Source organism: Pseudomonas sp. SWRI18 (assembly GCF_014268345.1).
Taxonomy (GTDB): Bacteria; Pseudomonadota; Gammaproteobacteria; order Pseudomonadales; family Pseudomonadaceae; genus Aquipseudomonas; species Aquipseudomonas cedrina.
The window spans coordinates 1-17,110 of record NZ_JACCQQ010000030.1 but is presented as its reverse complement, the minus strand read 5'-3'; the positions used below and the strand labels follow the sequence as shown (position 1 = coordinate 17,110).

General features: G+C 62.1%; 17 protein-coding genes. 2 read left to right on the top strand and 15 right to left on the bottom strand.

Annotated elements, in window-relative coordinates:
* Positions 1 to 83: 83 nt before the first annotated feature.
* On the top strand, positions 84 to 977 hold the full coding sequence (locus H0Z09_RS24810; RefSeq protein ID WP_186694230.1) for a sensor histidine kinase: 894 nt from the start codon (positions 84 to 86) through the stop codon (positions 975 to 977).
* Positions 974 to 1,633 (top strand): response regulator, encoded by a 660-nt coding sequence (locus H0Z09_RS24805; protein WP_186694227.1) that lies wholly within the window; start codon positions 974 to 976, stop codon positions 1,631 to 1,633. The genes H0Z09_RS24810 and H0Z09_RS24805 overlap by 4 nt, the downstream gene beginning before the upstream one ends.
* Here the strand turns inward: H0Z09_RS24805 and yegS are convergent.
* The 15 genes from yegS to flhA all read right to left on the bottom strand — a co-directional run bounded on the left by yegS (position 1,592) and on the right by flhA (position 16,875).
* Positions 1,592 to 2,512 carry a lipid kinase YegS gene (gene yegS / locus H0Z09_RS24800; protein ID WP_186694225.1) on the bottom strand — a complete coding sequence of 307 codons (921 nt, stop codon included), beginning with the start codon at positions 2,510 to 2,512 and terminating at the stop codon, positions 1,592 to 1,594. The two genes, H0Z09_RS24805 and yegS, sit on opposite strands and share 42 nt — an antisense overlap.
* 235 nt (positions 2,513 to 2,747) lie before the next feature.
* Complete coding sequence (locus tag H0Z09_RS24795; protein ID WP_076953009.1) at positions 2,748 to 3,140, bottom strand: DUF2802 domain-containing protein; 393 nt, start codon at positions 3,138 to 3,140, stop codon at positions 2,748 to 2,750.
* Entirely contained in the window at positions 3,141 to 3,623 is a 483-nt protein-coding gene (locus tag H0Z09_RS24790; RefSeq protein ID WP_010564003.1) for a chemotaxis protein CheW, read from the bottom strand.
* An 80-nt stretch (positions 3,624 to 3,703) separates the two neighbouring features.
* Positions 3,704 to 4,498, bottom strand: a complete 795-nt coding sequence (locus tag H0Z09_RS24785; RefSeq protein ID WP_186694223.1) for a CheW domain-containing protein — start codon at positions 4,496 to 4,498, stop codon at positions 3,704 to 3,706.
* The gene (locus tag H0Z09_RS24780; protein WP_186694221.1) at positions 4,498 to 5,286 is read right to left on the bottom strand and encodes a ParA family protein; all 789 of its coding nucleotides are present in this window, start codon (positions 5,284 to 5,286) and stop codon (positions 4,498 to 4,500) included. The genes H0Z09_RS24785 and H0Z09_RS24780 overlap by 1 nt, the downstream gene beginning before the upstream one ends.
* Positions 5,287 to 5,336: 50 nt before the next feature.
* Positions 5,337 to 6,224, bottom strand: coding sequence for a flagellar motor protein MotD (gene motD / locus H0Z09_RS24775; RefSeq protein ID WP_186694219.1), 888 nt, complete (start codon positions 6,222 to 6,224; stop codon positions 5,337 to 5,339).
* A gap of 15 nt (positions 6,225 to 6,239) precedes the next feature.
* Entirely contained in the window at positions 6,240 to 6,980 is a 741-nt protein-coding gene (locus H0Z09_RS24770; RefSeq protein WP_076953005.1) for a flagellar motor protein, read from the bottom strand.
* Positions 6,980 to 8,107, bottom strand: a complete 1,128-nt coding sequence (locus H0Z09_RS24765) for a chemotaxis response regulator protein-glutamate methylesterase (protein ID WP_186694217.1) — start codon at positions 8,105 to 8,107, stop codon at positions 6,980 to 6,982. Before H0Z09_RS24765 ends, H0Z09_RS24770 begins: the two co-directional genes overlap by 1 nt.
* Before the next feature lie 48 nt (positions 8,108 to 8,155).
* A complete protein-coding gene (locus tag H0Z09_RS24760; protein ID WP_186694215.1) occupies positions 8,156 to 10,378 on the bottom strand; it encodes a chemotaxis protein CheA in 2,223 nt (740 codons plus the stop codon).
* Between the two features lie 11 nt (positions 10,379 to 10,389).
* On the bottom strand, positions 10,390 to 11,178 hold the full coding sequence (locus H0Z09_RS24755; protein ID WP_065873738.1) for a protein phosphatase CheZ: 789 nt from the start codon (positions 11,176 to 11,178) through the stop codon (positions 10,390 to 10,392).
* A gap of 18 nt (positions 11,179 to 11,196) precedes the next feature.
* Complete coding sequence (locus tag H0Z09_RS24750) at positions 11,197 to 11,571, bottom strand: chemotaxis response regulator CheY (protein ID WP_015885173.1); 375 nt, start codon at positions 11,569 to 11,571, stop codon at positions 11,197 to 11,199.
* Positions 11,572 to 11,740: 169 nt separating this feature from the next.
* A complete protein-coding gene (fliA, locus tag H0Z09_RS24745; protein WP_015885174.1) occupies positions 11,741 to 12,481 on the bottom strand; it encodes an RNA polymerase sigma factor FliA in 741 nt (246 codons plus the stop codon).
* Positions 12,478 to 13,311 carry a flagellar synthesis regulator FleN gene (gene fleN / locus H0Z09_RS24740; RefSeq protein WP_003192912.1) on the bottom strand — a complete coding sequence of 278 codons (834 nt, stop codon included), beginning with the start codon at positions 13,309 to 13,311 and terminating at the stop codon, positions 12,478 to 12,480. The genes fliA and fleN overlap by 4 nt, the downstream gene beginning before the upstream one ends.
* A 105-nt stretch (positions 13,312 to 13,416) precedes the next feature.
* The gene (gene flhF, locus H0Z09_RS24735; RefSeq protein ID WP_076953002.1) at positions 13,417 to 14,733 is read right to left on the bottom strand and encodes a flagellar biosynthesis protein FlhF; all 1,317 of its coding nucleotides are present in this window, start codon (positions 14,731 to 14,733) and stop codon (positions 13,417 to 13,419) included.
* A gap of 12 nt (positions 14,734 to 14,745) precedes the next feature.
* The gene (gene flhA, locus H0Z09_RS24730; protein WP_076953112.1) at positions 14,746 to 16,875 is read right to left on the bottom strand and encodes a flagellar biosynthesis protein FlhA; all 2,130 of its coding nucleotides are present in this window, start codon (positions 16,873 to 16,875) and stop codon (positions 14,746 to 14,748) included.
* Positions 16,876 to 17,110: the final 235 nt, after the last annotated feature.

The window sequence follows — 17,110 nt, the reverse complement described above, 5'->3', positions numbered from 1 at the left end:
ATCCAACTACGTATTCCAAACAAAGCCCGGTCAACCGCCGTAACCGGTCTTCCCGCAGCGAACCCTCATTGGCTCCATCCGCTATGTATGCCAGCCTAAAGACCTTCATCGCCAGGTTCGCGTCCTGCAGCAACGCACGCTGCTGGATCATCGCCCTGTGCCTTGGCTCGCTGTTGCTGAGCCTGTGGGCCTATACCCGCTCCGCGCCGCTGCCATTACTGGTGATTGTGCTCAACCTCGCCACGCTGTCAGTGGTCGGCCTGCGGCAATGGCGTTCACGCACGTCCATCAAGTTCCAGCCCCAGGAGCTGGCCGACCGTTTACTGCAGGTGCAGGAAAACGAACGCCACCGCCTCAGCCGCGAACTGCATGACGATATCGGCCAACTGCTCACCGCCGCCAAGCTGCAAAGCGAATGGCTCAAGCGGCGCCTGCCCGAAGACCTGCAAAGCCAGTGCACGGTGCTATGCGACACCTTGAATGAAACCCTGGCCAAGGTGCGCGACGTCTCCGCCATCCTCAACCCACGCCAGCTGGCCAGCCTGGGCCTGGAAGCCAGCCTGCGTGCGCACCTGCTCAAGACCCTGGAACACACACCGGTGTGCTGGAGCCTGGAATGCCAGCAACGACTGACCGGCATCCCGGAAGAAATGGCCGTGGCGGCCTTTCGCATCACCCAGGAAGCGGTCACCAACATGCTGCGCCACGCCCAGGCGCGCAACCTGCTGGTACGCCTGCAACGCTTGCCCGAGGGCCTGTCGCTGAGTATCTGCGATGACGGCCAGGGCTTCTCGCCCGCCGTCAACCCGGGCCTGGAAGGCCAACGGGGCATGGCCGGCATGTCCGAGCGGGTTGATCAACTGGGCGGCACCTTGTCCGTCAGCAGCCAGCCAGGCCAAGGGACCCGGATCGACGCACTCTTCCCCTGGGCGCCCCGCGCCCTCGAACGGGCCAGTTCCCCTAAGGTTTTCGAGTGAGCTGCACATTACTTCTGGTGGATGACCATGCACTGATCCGGGCCGGCGTACGCGCACTGGTCCAGGACATTCCCGGCTACACGGTGGTCGGCGAAGCCAGCGATGGTGCGCAATTGCTGGAGCAGTTCAGCACATTGCTGCCGGATATCGTGCTGCTGGACCTGTCGATGAAGCACACTGGCGGCCTGGACGCCTTGCAGCAACTCAAGCGCGCCTACCCCAAGAGCCGCGTGCTGATCCTGTCGATGCACACCGAGCCGGAACTGATCATGTGCGCGCTGGAGTCCGGCGCCCATGGCTACCTGCTCAAGGACACCACCGCCAACGAGCTGGAACACGCGCTGCTCGCGTTGTGCAATAACGAACGCTACCTGAGCCCGGCGATCGCCCACACCGTGATAAGCCAGGCGCTGGTGCGCAGCCAGGGCCCGACCCTACCAAAGGCTCAAAGCCATAACCTCACGGCTCGGCAGTTGGAGATCCTGCGTCTGGTCGTGCGCGGCAAGTCCACGCGGGAAATCGCCCACGGCCTGGGCTTGAGCATCAAGACCGTGGAAGCCCATCGCTCGCAGATCATGAAACGCCTGCAGATCTTTGACGTGGCGGGCCTGGTGCTATTCGCGGTGCGCGAGCAGATCATCAGCCTGGACGACTAGCGGCGAACCGACTGGCAGGTGCACGCGCAAGGCCTTGGGCAACACTTCGAAGTGCAGGTCGTCACCTTCCAGCGGCTCACCATCGAGGTTGATGTACAGGCCCTGCGCAACCTTGATATTCACCCAGGGCAGCCGCGCGCGGACGAACATGGTGTCCAGGCCAAAGCCATTGTTCATCAATTCGCGAAGCGTACCGACCACTTCCTGGGGCGCCGGCAGGATGCTGACGTCCAGCAACCCGTCATCCGCCATGGCGCCAGGGCACAGCTCATGCCCGCCACCCGCCTGGCGACCATTGCCGATGCCCAGCGCGAGCAGCTCGCCCTTCCAGTGGAAATCCGGGCCCTCCAGCTCGCCATAGGCGGCTTTCAACTCGCTGAAGCGCGACAGGCCGGTGAACAGATACGCCGCGCCACCGAGGATTTTCTTCAGGTCTTCGGAGGTATTGGCGGTGACCTGGCTGCCAAAGCCGCCAGTGGCCATGTTGAGGAAGATCTGCCCGCCGACCCGGCCAAGGTCGATGGCCCGAGCCGGCACGTCCAGCAGCGCCAGCGCCGGACCGGGCTCCAGCGGTACCCCCGCGGCCTTGGCGAAATCGTTGGCGGTGCCCAACGGCATCAACACCAGGCTGGCGTCGGTCTTGGCCAGGGCCATGGCCTCGGCCACGTCGCGCAAGGTGCCGTCGCCGCCACCGGCAATGATGTGGGTGTAGCCGGCGGCCAACGCTTCGTTGACCAGCCGCTGGGCATCGCCGCCCTCCCATGTGACGCGCACCGCCAGTTCACCGCCTCGCTCGCGCCGGGCCTGCACGGCGGCACGCACGTCCTCGTTGAGAGCTTGCTTGCCGTGGAGGATCAACAGTGCCTTGGGGCTGGTCATGGACGAGGTACTCCTGGATTCAAAGGTGCTTGAAGGATGTGGACCTTTGGTGAGGAGAAAAAAGCCATTGAAGTTGGAAATTATTTGGACAGCCACCTGATGTACGCAATCCAAATGTGGGAGCGGGCTTGCTCGCGAATACGGTGGTTCAGTCGACAAATGTTTTGACTGACACTCCGTATTCGCGAGCAAGCCCGCTCCCACATTTTTGACCGGGTACGATCACAAAACCCCATCAGCCCTTGTGAAGCTTGCTCATCAACTGCGCTTCAGCCTGGGTCAGGCCACACGACTGGGTCAACTCATCCACCGTTGCGCCCATGCCCACCAGTTTCGCAGCCTGGGCGAACGACAAGCTCGACGGATCACGCTGCTCGATCTGCGCCAGCTTATCCGGCAACGGCGCAAGAATGGCGCGCAGTTCATGCACCTCGTCACCGACCTTCACCGCGCTCTGCTGGTAATGATCAACACGTTTGAGCAATTCGAGGATGCGCCGGTCTCGCACGGCGTCACGCTCGGCCTGCTGCAATAACAATTCGCGCTGCTGGCGCACATGGCGCAGCAGGAATGCCAAGGTCCCGGCCCACAACAGGGCCAGGACAATTACCACGGCCTCAAGGAACAATCAGATGCTCTCCAGTTCCGACCATTCTTCTTCGCTCATCATCTTGTCCAGCTCGACCAGAATCAGCAATTCGCCGTTCTTGTTGCATACGCCCTGGATGAACTTGGCGGATTCTTCGTTACCCACGTTCGGCGCGGTTTCCACTTCCGATTGGCGCAGGTAGACCACTTCCGCCACGCTGTCGACCATGATCCCGACCACTTGCTTGTCGGCTTCGATGATGACGATACGGGTGTTGTCGTTGACTTCGGTCGGGACCAGGCCGAAACGCTGGCGGGTGTCGATGACCGTCACCACGTTGCCGCGCAGGTTGATGATACCCAGCACATAGCTGGGCGCACCCGGTACCGGCGCGATCTCGGTGTAGCGCAGCACTTCCTGCACGCGCATCACGTTAATGCCATAGGACTCGTTGTCCAGTTTGAAGGTAACCCATTGCAGGATCGGATCATCCAAACCTTGTGCGGACGCTGACTTGTTCATTTCTCTGACCCCTTCAAATACCGTTCGACACGGCGTGTGTGCTTCTTTGACCGCACTCGCATGCGGCCCTTATTGTTCAATCAACTGCGTTTGGTCACCGGCATCGTCTTGACCGCACCGCTGGCGATCAACTCGGCCAGTTCGGCGACGTCGAGCAACGCGCACATGTGTTCGATCACGGTGCCCGCCAGCCATGGCCGTTGGCCCCGGTGGCTGCGCCATTTGATTTCGTTGGGGTCCAGGCGCAACGAGCGGCTGACTTGATGCACCGCCAGCCCCCACTCGTAGCCCTGCACCGAGATCACGTACTGCAAGCCCTGGCGAAAGTCGTCGCGGTAGCGGTCGGGCATCACCCAGCGCGCGGTATCGAGGACCTTCAGGTTGCCGGCCTGGCTGGGCAGGATGCCGAGGAACCATTCCGGTTGCCCGAACAGCGGTGTCAGTTCCTGGCCTTCCAGGGAATAGATCGAGCCCAGGCACACCAGCGGCACCGCCAGGGTCAACCCGGCCACGTCGAACAGCAGGCATTCGAACGGCTCGGCCGCCCAGCTCGGGCGACCGTCGCCCGTCACCGGCGGCGGCGGCGTGATGCTCGGCGGCAGGTGCACTTGCACCACCGGCTCGACCATCACGGGAGCAATCACGGCAGGCGCGAGCATAACCGGTGTGATCGGCACCACCACCTGCGCATCACGCGCCTGTTCTTCGAGCACCGCCAGCTGGAATTCATCCAGCGTGCTTGCGGGCTCGACGGCAGGCTCCAACACCAGAATCGGTTCCGGCAGTTCTTCCGCGGTCGCTTCCTGCAACAAGGCATCCAGGTAGGATTCCAGTGCCAGTTGCGGCCGGGTCTTGAGTTCAGTAGGCCGGTTCATCACGCCACCTGCGCCACAAGCTGCTGCGACAGCAGGTGCTTGAGCAACACGCGGTAAGCCTGCACGCCACGGCTCTTGCCGTCGAACTGCGACGGCGTAAGCCCCGCCCGGCTGGCGTCGCGCAGGCGCGTGTCCACCGGGATATAGCCATTCCAGATGCTCTCCGGGTAAGCGTCGCGCAGTACCCGCAACGTTCCGAGGGAGGCCTGGGTGCGGCGGTCGAACAAGGTTGGCACGATGCTGTAGGGCAATGGCTGTTTGCGTGAACGGTTGATCATCGCCAAGGTGCTGACCATGCGCTCCAGGCCTTTGACCGCCAAATGCTCGGTCTGCACCGGAATCACCAGCTGTTGGCTCGCCGCCAAGGCGTTGACCATCAACACGCCAAGCAATGGCGGGCTGTCGATGATCGCGTAATCGAAGTCCTGCCACAGCTGCGCCAGGGTCTTGGCGATCACCAGGCCCAGGCCACTCTGCCCCGGCGACTGGCGCTCGAGAGTAGCCAGGGCGGTGCTGGACGGCAGCAGGAAAATGCGTTCGTGGCTGGTGGGCAACAGCAGTTGCCCAGGCAAATCGGCCGGGACGCTGCCTTTGTGCAGGAACAGGTCGAAGTTGCTGTGTTCCAGCGCGTCCGGGTCGTAGCCGAAATAGCTGGTCATGGAACCGTGAGGATCCAGGTCCACCACGACCACACGCTTGCCCGCCTCGGCCAGCAAACCGGCTAAGGCGATGGAGGTGGTGGTCTTGCCGACTCCACCTTTTTGATTGGCAACTGCCCAGACTCTCATTCGGTTGGTTCCTCCCGGCAGGCACACGCGCGACCGAGACATTGCATAAGTTATTGAGCCGGCGACGGAGAATTGACGGCACTCTGACGAACCGGCGGCTTTACAAGGGCCGGTGCAGTTTGTGTGCCAGCCCGCTTCAGGGCCGCATCCGGTGTTGCGTTGGCGGTGCCGGTGCCCGTCAGGCTGCGGCGCACTTCCAGGTTGCGCGACACCACCAGCACGACCCGGCGGTTGCGTGAACGCCCTTCCACCGTGGCGTTATTGGCCACTGGTTGGAACTCGCCATACCCCACCGACGCCAGGCGACCCGGGTTGATACCCTGCATCGCCAACATACGCACGATGCTCGCGGCGCGCGCCGACGACAGTTCCCAGTTGGTCGGGTACTGCGCGGTACTGATGGGGACGTTGTCGGTAAAACCTTCAACGTGGATCGGGTTCTCGAATGGCCGCAGGATCGCCGCGACCTTGTCGATGATGCTGAACGCCTGGTCACTGGGCATCGCATCGGCGCTGGCGAACAGCAGGCTGGAATTGAGCTCGATCTCCACCCACAACTCGTTGCCGCGCACGGTCATCTGGTTGGAGCTGATCAAATCGCCAAACGCAGCGCTGATGTCGTCGGCGATGCTTTTGAGCGGATCGCTGGTGCCCCCGACGCCAGCGGCGGTTTCGTCGCTGTCGTTGACCAGCGGCTTGGCCGGGGTCACGGTCTTGGGTCGCTCGTCGCCAATCGGGATCGGCTTGAGCGCGCGGTCAGAATCGGAAAACACTCCGATCAGCGCCTCGGAAATGACTTTGTACTTGCCTTCGTTCACCGATGAGATGGAGTACATCACCACGAAAAACGCAAACAGCAAGGTGATGAAGTCCGCATAGGACACCAGCCAGCGTTCATGGTTGACGTGTTCTTCAGGTTCGCGACGGCGACGGCTCACAGGTCATACCTCCCATCAATCCATGAAGCCCTGGAGCTTCAATTCGATGGAACGCGGGTTCTCGCCTTCGGCAATCGACAGGATGCCTTCGAGCAACATTTCGCGATAACGGGACTGGCGCATGGCAATCGACTTGAGCTTGCTGGCCACCGGCAACAACACCAGGTTGGCACTGGCCACGCCGTAGATGGTGGCGACGAACGCCACGGCGATCCCGCTGCCCAATTGCGAAGGGTCGGCCAGGTTGCCCATCACGTGGATCAGGCCCATGACCGCACCAATGATGCCGATGGTCGGCGCGTAGCCGCCCATGCTTTCATAGACTTTGGCGGCGTTGATGTCGCGGCTTTCCTGGGTGTAGAAGTCCACCTCCAGGATGCTGCGGATCGCTTCCGGCTCGGCGCCATCCACCAATAATTGCAGGCCTTTGCGCGCATAGCTGTCCGGCTCGGCATCGGCCACGCCTTCCAGGCCCAACAGGCCTTCCTTGCGGGCGGTGAGGCTCCAGTTGACCACGCGGTCGATGCCGCCGGCCAAATCGACACGCGGCGGAAAGATGATCCAGATAAGGATCTGCATCGCCCGCTTGAACGAGCTCATAGGCGACTGCAGCAACGCCGCGCCCACGGTGCCGCCGATCACGATCAGCGCCGCCGGGCCGTTGGCCAGGGCACCGAGGTGGCCGCCTTCGAGGTAGTTGCCGCCGATGATCGCGACAAACGCCATGATGATGCCGATCAGGCTCAATACATCCATCAGAGGCAGGCCTCCACCAGATGCTTGCCGATGTCGTCCAAGCTGTAGACGGCGTCGGCCAAGTCAGCCTTGACGATGGCCATGGGCATGCCATAGATCACGCAGCTGGCTTCGTCCTGGGCCCAGATGGCGCTGCCGCCCTGCTTGAGCAGGCGCGCGCCTTCACGGCCGTCGGCGCCCATGCCGGTGAGCACCACCGCCAGAACTTTGTCGCCGTAGGACTTGGCCGCCGAACCGAAGGTGATGTCCACGCACGGCTTGTAATTCAAGCGTTCATCGCCCGGCAGGATTTTGATCGCGCCGCGACCATCCACCATCATCTGCTTGCCGCCTGGCGCCAGCAGCGCCAAGCCTGGACGCAGGATGTCGCCATCCTCGGCTTCCTTGACGCTGATGCGGCACAGCTTGTCCAGGCGCTCGGCGAAGGCCTTGGTGAACGCGGCGGGCATATGCTGGATCAACACGATCGGCGCCGGGAAGTTGGCCGGCAGCTGGGTCAAGACGCGCTGCAGGGCCACCGGGCCGCCGGTGGATGTGCCGATGGCGACCAGCTTGTAGGCTTTGCGCTTGGGCGCGGGCGAATGCGCCGCAGCGGGCGCCGACGTGCGCACCGGCGGCGGGGCTGGGCGTGCGACTGGAGCAGGGCGACCGAACGTAGAGCCGGTGGACGCAGCAGGTGCGGCAACCGGCGCAGGTGCGGGCGCCGGCGCGCTGAACAGACTGCGACGGTTACTGCGCGAAATGCTGTGCACTTTCTCGCACAGCATCTGCTTGACCTTGTCGGGGTTGCGCGAGATGTCTTCGAAATTCTTCGGCAGGAAGTCCACCGCGCCGGCGTCCAGCGCATCCAGGGTCACCCGGGCGCCTTCGTGGGTCAGCGAGGAGAACATCAACACCGGGGTCGGGCAGCGTTGCATGATATGCCGAACTGCCGTGATGCCATCCATCATCGGCATCTCGTAGTCCATGGTGATCACGTCGGGCTTCAATGCAATGGCTTGATCAATCGCCTCTTTGCCATTGGTGGCCGTACCGACCACCTGGATCGTTGGATCGGCGGAAAGAATTTCCGAGACGCGGCGGCGGAAGAAACCCGAATCGTCCACCACCAGGACCTTGACTACCATAAGCACTCCGTTAGGCGGGACGGGCAATACCGCCCTGACCCACCAGAATCAAATACGCCGAGCGGCGTAACGCTTGAGCATGCTCGGAACATCGAGAATCAGCGCGATCCGACCGTCACCGGTGATGGTCGCACCCGACATGCCCGGGGTTCCCTGCAGCATTTTGCCCAAAGGCTTGATGACCACTTCTTCCTGCCCCACCAGTTGATCGACGACAAAGCCGATACGCTGGGTGCCCACGGAGAGAATCACCACATGGCCTTCGCGCTGCTCTTCATGGGCAGCCGAGGCGACCAGCCAGCGCTTGAGGTAGAACAGCGGCAATGCCTTGTCGCGTACGATCACCACTTCCTGGCCGTCCACCACGTTGGTGCGCGACAGGTCGAGGTGGAAGATCTCGTTGACGTTGACCAGCGGGAAAGCGAAGGCCTGGTTGCCCAGCATCACCATCAGGGTCGGCATGATCGCCAGGGTCAACGGCACCTTGATGACGATCTTCGAGCCCTGGCCCTTGGTCGAGTAGATATTGATCGAGCCGTTGAGCTGGCTGATCTTGGTCTTCACCACGTCCATGCCCACGCCACGGCCCGACACGTCGGAAATCTCGGTCTTGGTCGAGAAGCCCGGGGCGAAGATCAGGTTGTAGCACTCGGTGTCGGTCAGGCGGTCGGCGGCATCCTTGTCCATCACGCCACGCTTGACCGCGATATTGCGCAGAATGGCCGGGTCCATGCCTTTGCCGTCATCGGTGATCGACAGCAGGATATGATCGCCTTCCTGTTCCGCCGCCAGGATCACCTTGCCGCCCCGGGACTTGCCCGAGGCTTCACGTTCTTCCGGGGTTTCCACGCCGTGGTCGACGGCGTTGCGCACCAAGTGGACCAGCGGGTCGGCCAGGGCCTCGACCAGGTTTTTGTCGAGGTCGGTTTCTTCACCCACCAGTTCCAGGTTGATCTCTTTCTTGAGCTGGCGCGCCAGGTCGCGAACCAGACGCGGGAAGCGGCCGAAGACTTTCTTGATCGGCTGCATCCGCGTCTTCATCACGGCGGTCTGCAGGTCGGCGGTGACCACGTCGAGGTTCGACACGGCCTTTTGCATGGCTTCATCGCCGCTGCTCAGGCCCAGTCGCACCAGGCGGTTACGCACCAGTACCAGCTCGCCGACCATGTTCATGATGTCGTCCAGGCGCGCGGTATCAACGCGCACGGTGGTTTCGGCTTCAGTGGCGGGCTTGTCGGCCACCGGCGCCGCGGCGGCACGCGCCGGAGCAGGTGCAACGGCGGGGGTTGGCGCTGGCGCTGGCTTGGCCACCGGTGCCGGGGCGGCCGCTTTGGCAGCAACCGGTGCAGCCGTGGCGGCCGGGGCCACTTCGCTGAACTTGCCCTTGCCGTGCAATTCGTCCAGCAGCGACTCGAACTCGTGGTCCGAGATCAGGCCATCGCCGGCGGGCGCGGCACTGACGGCGGCAGGCGCTGCGGCAGTAGCAGCCGTGGCGGCGACATTCGGCAAGGCGTCGGCCGCGAACGTGCCCTTGCCATGCAGTTGGTCGAGCAAGGCTTCGAATTCGTCATCGGTGATGTCGGTGCTGGCTTTGGCGGCCGGCGCATCCACAGCGGTGCTTGCGGCAGCCGCAGGCGCCACGGCGTCGGCCGCGAACTGGCCTTTGCCATGCAACTGGTCGAGCAGGGATTCGAACTCTGCATCGGAGATGTCTTCGCTGGTCGGTGCCGCCGGCGGCGCAACGGCGGCCGGTGCTTCGGCCTCGGCCTTCACCGCGCTGAGGGAGTTGAGCAGTTGCTCAAACTCGCTGTCGGTCACATCCGGCTCGGCTTGCGCCACAGGCTCCGGTGCAGCCTCAGCCACCGGGGCGGCGGACAGGTCGGCAGGCTCTGCATAGCGCGCCAGGGCGGCCAGCAGTTCCGGGGTGGCGGCGGTAACCGGTGCACGTTCACGCACTTGGCTGAACATGCCATTGACCGCGTCCAGTGCTTCGAGAATCACGTCCATCAATTCCGAGTCAACCTGACGCTCACCCTTGCGCAGGATGTCGAACACGTTCTCGGCGATGTGGCAGCACTCCACCAGCTCATGGAGCTGGAGGAAGCCGGCGCCCCCTTTTACAGTGTGAAAACCGCGAAAAATTGCATTGAGCAGGTTCGCATCATCCGGTCGGCTTTCCAGCTCGACCAGTTGCTCGGACAGTTGCTCTAAAATTTCGCCGGCCTCTACAAGGAAATCCTGAAGGATTTCTTCATCGGCGCCGAAGCTCATGGGTGTGCTCCTTAGAAGCCTAAACTGGATAACAGGTCATCGACATCATCTTGACCCGATACAACGTCTTCACGTTTATCGGCATGAATCTGCGGACCTTCACCCTTGGCGAGATGTTTTTGTGGATCTTTTTCCGAGAGGATCGCTTCGCGGTCATGTTCGATGCCTGCAAAGCGGTCTACCTGGCCTGCCATCAGCACTAATTTGAGCAAGTTGCTTTCCACTTCGGTGACCAATTGGGTCACACGCTTGATCACCTGGCCGGTAAGGTCCTGGTAATCCTGGGCGAGCAGAATGTCGTTGAGGTTGCTGGAAACCGTGCGGTTTTCCTGCTCGCTGCGTGACAAGAACCCTTCGACCCGACGCGCCAATTCACGGAACTCTTCAGCCCCGACTTCACGGCGCATGAAACGGCCCCAGTCAACGCTGAGCGCCTGGGCTTCGGTGGCCATGCCATTGACCAAAGGCGTGGCGTTTTCCACCAGGTCCATGGTGCGGTTGGCCGCCGCCTCGGTCAGCCTGACCACATAGGACAGGCGTTCGGTGGCATCGGTGATCTGCGAGATTTCTTCGGCCTGGGGCATGTGCGGGTCAATCTGGAAATTGACGATCGCACTGTGCAGCTCGCGCGTGAGCTTGCCCACTTCCTGGTACAGGCCGCGGTCACGGGTCTGGTTGAGCTCATGGATTAACTGCACCGCGTCGCCGAACTGGCCTTTTTCAAGGCTTTCGACCAACTGGTGAGCATGCTTTTTCAGGGTCGACTCAAAGTCGCCCTGTGACGTTTCTTTATGCTCCATAGCTCCCCCGCGATGGCATTAGCCGTGGATGCGTTCGAAGATTTTTTCGATCTTCTCTTTCAAGGCCAATGCAGTGAATGGCTTGACCACGTAACCGTTTACCCCGGCTTGGGCGGCTTCGATGATCTGCTCACGCTTGGCTTCGGCGGTCACCATCAACACGGGAAGGCTGCGCAGTTTTTCGTCGGCACGCACGTGGCGCAGCAAGTCGATACCGGTCATGCCAGGCATGTTCCAGTCCGTTACCAGAAAGTCGATGCTCCCGCTGTTGAGGATCGGAATCGCGGTAATGCCGTCGTCCGCCTCGACCGTGTTAGTGAACCCAAGGTCACGCAACAGGTTTTTTATGATCCGCCGCATCGTTGAGAAGTCATCAACGATGAGGATTTTCATGTTCTTGTCCAATTCGACCTCCAAGCAGTCTTAAACGCGCCCAGCACCTGGACGCGCCATTTCAATCAACAGGCATTACACAAAAAGGACTGCCGGGGGCACCACGGGCCGAACCCGCAAAGGCTTGGCGCCCTCGCGGTATCGTCTGCAGTGCCCCCCACACTGCCTGTCAGCGCGCTCGCCACTCTCCCAAACGCCCCCGCAAGCGGGCTGCGCACTGGCTATGCAACTGGCTGACCCGCGATTCGCTGACCCCCAGGACCTCACCGATTTCCTTGAGGTTCAGCTCTTCGTCGTAGTACAGCGCCAACACCAGCCGCTCACGCTCCGGCAAATTGGCAATCGCGTCCGCCAACGCCCCCTGGAAGCGTTCATCCTCCAGGTCGCGCGATGGCTCCATATGAGCGCTCGCGCCGTCCTCATGCAGCCCTTCGTGTTCGCCGTCCTGCAACAGGTCGTCGAAACTGAACAGGCGGCTGCCCAAGGTATCGTTCAAAATCCCGTAATAATCGTCGAGACTCAATTGGAGTTCGGCCGCAACTTCGTGATCTTTAGCGTCGCGACCGGTTTTTGCTTCAATTGCGCGAATTGCGTCACTGACCATGCGCGTATTGCGGTGCACCGAACGCGGCGCCCAATCACCCTTGCGCACCTCGTCGAGCATCGCGCCACGGATACGGATCCCCGCATACGTCTCGAAACTGGCACCCTTGCTCGCGTCATATTTGGTCGACACTTCGAGCAGGCCGATCATGCCGGCCTGGATCAAGTCTTCGACCTGGACGCTCGCGGGCAGGCGTGCCAACAGGTGGTAGGCAATGCGCTTGACCAACGGCGCGTAGCGCTCGATCAACTCGCCCTGGCTGTCACGGGCGGATTTCTTATAGGCGTTGTAGCCGTTCGCTGTCATAGCACCGGTCCTGCGCTCGTCTGATGCACCAATCGCTCGACGAAAAACTCCAGATGCCCCCGCGGATTGGCGGGCAACGGCCAGGTATCGACCTTCTGGGCAATAGCCTTGAACGCCAATGCGCATTTGGAACGAGGGAACGCTTCGTAGACCGCACGCTGCTTTTGCACAGCCTTGCGCACACACTCGTCGTAGGGAACTGCGCCAACGTATTGTAAGGCGACATCGAGAAAGCGATCCGTGACCTTGGTCAACTTGGCGAACAGGTTGCGCCCTTCCTGCGGGCTCTGGGCCATGTTGGCCAGGACGCGGAAGCGGTTCATGCCGTAGTCGCGATTAAGCAGTTTGATCAGGGCGTAGGCGTCGGTGATCGAGGTGGGTTCATCGCAGACCACCAGCAGCACTTCCTGCGCGGCGCGCACAAAGCTGACCACGGACTCGCCGATCCCGGCGGCGGTGTCGATCACCAGCACGTCGAGGTTGTCGCCTATGTCGCTGAAGGCCTGGATCAGGCCGGCATGCTGCGCCGGGCTCAGGTGCACCATGCTCTGGGTACCGGAGGCGGCCGGCACGATGCGGATGCCACCGGGGCCCTGCAACAGCACATCGCGCAGCTCGCAGCGGCCCTCGATCACATCGGCGAGGGTGTGCTTGGGCGTCAGCCCCAGCAGAACGTCGACGTTCGCCAGCCCCAGGTCAGCATCCAGCAGCATGACGCGGCGGCCAAGCTCTGCCAGGGCCAGGGACAAATTCACTGACACGTTAGTTTTCCCGACGCCACCTTTGCCGCCGGTCACCGCGATCACCTGTACGGGATGCATGCTGCCCATTTTATTTCTTTACCTTGTCTTGCTTAGACGCAGGCTACATGGCTTGGCCGCGTGAATCGCTTGCAGACCATCGATGTAGATACATTTCATGGTGTTCATCCTGACCTATCCCACCCGTTTTGCCGGGTTGTGGTAAAGGTCGGCGAACATATCGGCCATCGCTTCCTCGCTAGGCTCTTCTTGCATTTGCACGCTGACTGCACGGCTGACCAATTGATGACGGCGCGGCAGATGCAGATCATCCGGGATCCGCGGGCCGTCGGTCAGGTAGGCGACCGGCAATTCATGACTGATGGCCAGGCTCAGCACCTCGCCCAGGCTCGCGGTTTCATCGAGCTTGGTGAGGATACAACCGGCCAGGCCGCAGCGCTTGTAGCTATGGTACGCAGCGGTAAGAACCTGTTTCTGGCTGGTGGTTGCAAGCACCAGGTAATTTTTCGACTTGATGCCACGCCCGGCCAGGCTTTCCAGCTGCATGCGCAATGCCGGGTCGCTGGCTTGCAGGCCGGCGGTATCGATCAGCACCACACGCTTGCGCAGCAGCGGGTCGAGGGCGTTGGCCAGGGACTGGCCCGGGTCGACGTGGGTCACCGACACATTGAGGATGCGGCCCAGGGTCTTGAGCTGTTCCTGGGCACCGATGCGGTAGCTGTCCATGCTCACCAGGGCGATATTCTGCGCGCCGTACTTGAGTACGTAACGGGCGGCCAGCTTGGCCAGGGTGGTGGTCTTGCCCATGCCGGCGGGACCGACCATGGCAATCACCCCGCCCTCTTCCAGCGGTTCGATTTCCGGCGTGGCGATCATGCGCGCCAAGTGAGCCAGCAGCATGCGCCAAGCCTGGCGGGGCTCTTGGATCTCGGTGGTCAAGGCCAGCAGGTCGCGGGACAACGGGCCGGACAGGCCGATGCGTTGCAGGCGGCGCCACAGGTTGGCCTGTTGCGGCTTGCTGCCTTGCAGTTGGGTCCAGGCCAGCGAGCCAAGCTGCACTTCGAGCAGCTCACGCAGGCCGTTGAGTTCAAAGCGCATCGAGTCGAATGCGCGCGGGTCGACAGCAGCGGCCGGGGCAGGCGCTGCCGGACGCGGCGGCTCTTTGAACGTCGGTTCGACCAAGGGCTCGGCCGCGGTCAGCGGCAGGCCGGCGAACAACTGGCGGTTGGTGGTGGCATCGCTGTCACCGCGCATGCTCAGTTCGGCCTGGGCCGAGACAATGCGCGAGGCCGTCTTGCGCAGCTCGTCTTCGAGCTCCATGTTCGGCACGCGCGGCGCCAGGGCCTGGGGGGTGTAATCCAGGGCAGCCGTCAGCTCGACACCGCCGGCAATACGACGGTTACCGATAATCGCGGCGTCGGCGCCCAGCTCATCACGAACCAGTTTCATGGCCTGACGCATATCGGCGGCGAAAAAACGCTTCACTTGCATAACCCACTACCCTCAGCCGTTGGGCCCTACTGTCGCGACGATAGTCACTTGCTTGTTGTCAGGAATTTCCTGATAAGCCAAAACGTGCAAATTCGGTACTGCCAGGCGTCCAAACCGCGACAACATCGCGCGGACCGGGCCGGCCACCAGCAAGATCACCGGCTGGCCCTGCATTTCCTGGCGCTGTGCGGCGTCGATCAACGAACGCTGCAGCTTCTCAGCCATGCTTGGCTCCAGCAGGACGCCTTCTTCCTGGCCTTGACCTGCCTTCTGAATACTATTGAGCAATATTTGTTCCAACCTGGGTTCCAAGGTGATCACAGGCAGCTCGGAGTCAAGCCCTACAATGCTTTGCACGATTGCGCGCGACAATCCGACGCGCACCGCGGCCACCAGCGCGGCAGTATCTTGACTCTTGGCGGCATTGTTCGCGATGGCCTCGGCAATGCTGCGAATGTCGCGCACCGGCACCTGTTCGGCCAGCAGCGCCTGCAACACCTTGAGCAATTGCGACAGCGACAGCACGCCCGGCACCAGCTCTTCGGCGAGTTTTGGCGAGGCTTTGCCGAGCAAACCCATCAATTGCTGGACTTCCTCGTGGCCAATCAGCTCATGGGAATGCTTGTACAGAATTTGGTTGAGGTGCGTGGCAACCACGGTACTGGCGTCCACCACGGTGTACCCCAGGGACTGCGCCTGGCTGCGCTGGCTGATTTCGATCCACACCGCTTCCAGGCCAAAAGCCGGATCTTTGGCGGTGATGCCGTTGAGGCTGCCGAACACCTGGCCTGGGTTGATCGCCAGCTCGCGGTCCGGGTAAATCTCGGCCTCGGCCAGGATCACGCCCATCAGGGTCAAGCGGTAGGCGCTGGGGGCCAGGTCGAGGTTGTCGCGGATATGCACGGTGGGCATCAAAAAGCCCAGGTCCTGGGACAGCTTCTTGCGCACGCCCTTGATCCGCGCGAGCAATTGGCCGCCCTGATTGCGGTCCACCAGCGGGATCAGGCGGTAGCCGACTTCCAGGCCGATCATGTCGATCGGGGTCACGTCATCCCAGCCCAGCTCCTTGGTTTCCTGGGCGCGGGCCGGGGAAGGCAGCAGCTCCTGCTGGCGCGCGACTTCTTGCAGCGCCTGGACCTTGACCGCGTTCTGCTTCTTCCAGAACAGGTAGGCGCCGCCACCGGCCAGGGCCGCCATGCTCAGGAACGACACGTGCGGCATGCCCGGCACGATACCCATGATGGCCATGATGCCCGCCGCCACGGCCAACGCCTTGGGCGATGCGAACATCTGGCGGCTGATCTGTTTGCCCATGTCTTCGGAGCCCGAAGCACGGGTCACCATGATGGCCGCCGCTGTGGATAACAACAGTGATGGCAATTGCGCCACTAAACCGTCACCGATGGTCAGCAAGGCGTACACCTTGCCCGCATCGCCGAAGGTCATGCCGTGCTGGAAGATACCGACCGCGATGCCGCCGATGAGGTTGATGAACAGAATCAGCAGGCCGGCGATGGCGTCACCGCGCACGAACTTGCTGGCACCGTCCATGGAGCCGTAGAACTCGGCTTCCTGGGCCACCTCCAGGCGGCGTGACTTGGCCTGGTTCTGGTCGATCAGGCCGGCGTTAAGGTCGGCGTCGATGGCCATTTGTTTGCCGGGCATGGCGTCGAGGGTGAAGCGCGCGCTCACCTCGGAAATCCGCCCGGCGCCTTTGGTCACCACCACGAAGTTGATGATCATCAGGATCGCGAACACCACGATACCGACCACGTAGTTACCGCCGATCACCACCTCACCGAAGGCCTGGATCACCTTACCGGCGGCGGCGTGACCGTCCTGACCGTGGAGCATCACCACGCGGGTGGACGCTACGTTCAGCGCCAGGCGCAACAGGGTCGCCACCAGCAGAATCGTCGGGAACACCGCGAAATCCAGCGGCCGCAAGGCGTAGACGCACACCAGCAGCACCACGACGGACAGGGCGATGTTGAAGGTGAAGAACACGTCCAAAAGGAACGGCGGCATCGGCAACATCATCATTGCCAGCATCACCAGCAACAACAACGGCACACCCAGATTGCCTCGGGAGAGGTCAGTCAGGGTGGTACGGGCCGTGCCGAACATTTGAGAGCGATCCACCACCGGTATTCCTCGTTTCCTTGAAGCAAAGTTTTGACGCCGCGGGGCGTCCTGGAGGCGGTATTGCAAGAAGCCTTCCAACTTTGGTCCGGGCGTGGATATCCTCACAAGCAACCGAGCTCACAGGGTGTAAACCGATTCCAATGTGGGAGCTGGCTTGCCTGCGATAGCCATAGGTATCTACACATCTTTATTGAGAGCATGCGAGCATCTGTAGTAAGCGGGCTTGTCCCGC

Coding starts and splice junctions, on each gene's coding strand:
- H0Z09_RS24810 (WP_186694230.1), top strand. CDS start 84: ATGTATGCCAGCCTAAAGACCTTCATCGCCAGGTTCGCGTCCTGCAGC.
- yegS (WP_186694225.1), bottom strand. CDS start 2,512: ATGACCAGCCCCAAGGCACTGTTGATCCTCCACGGCAAGCAAGCTCTC.
- H0Z09_RS24790 (WP_010564003.1), bottom strand. CDS start 3,623: ATGAACAAGTCAGCGTCCGCACAAGGTTTGGATGATCCGATCCTGCAA.
- H0Z09_RS24785 (WP_186694223.1), bottom strand. CDS start 4,498: ATGAACCGGCCTACTGAACTCAAGACCCGGCCGCAACTGGCACTGGAA.
- H0Z09_RS24780 (WP_186694221.1), bottom strand. CDS start 5,286: ATGAGAGTCTGGGCAGTTGCCAATCAAAAAGGTGGAGTCGGCAAGACC.
- H0Z09_RS24770 (WP_076953005.1), bottom strand. CDS start 6,980: ATGGATGTATTGAGCCTGATCGGCATCATCATGGCGTTTGTCGCGATC.
- H0Z09_RS24765 (WP_186694217.1), bottom strand. CDS start 8,107: ATGGTAGTCAAGGTCCTGGTGGTGGACGATTCGGGTTTCTTCCGCCGC.
- H0Z09_RS24760 (WP_186694215.1), bottom strand. CDS start 10,378: ATGAGCTTCGGCGCCGATGAAGAAATCCTTCAGGATTTCCTTGTAGAG.
- H0Z09_RS24755 (WP_065873738.1), bottom strand. CDS start 11,178: ATGGAGCATAAAGAAACGTCACAGGGCGACTTTGAGTCGACCCTGAAA.
- H0Z09_RS24750 (WP_015885173.1), bottom strand. CDS start 11,571: ATGAAAATCCTCATCGTTGATGACTTCTCAACGATGCGGCGGATCATA.
- fliA (WP_015885174.1), bottom strand. CDS start 12,481: ATGACAGCGAACGGCTACAACGCCTATAAGAAATCCGCCCGTGACAGC.
- fleN (WP_003192912.1), bottom strand. CDS start 13,311: ATGGGCAGCATGCATCCCGTACAGGTGATCGCGGTGACCGGCGGCAAA.
- flhF (WP_076953002.1), bottom strand. CDS start 14,733: ATGCAAGTGAAGCGTTTTTTCGCCGCCGATATGCGTCAGGCCATGAAA.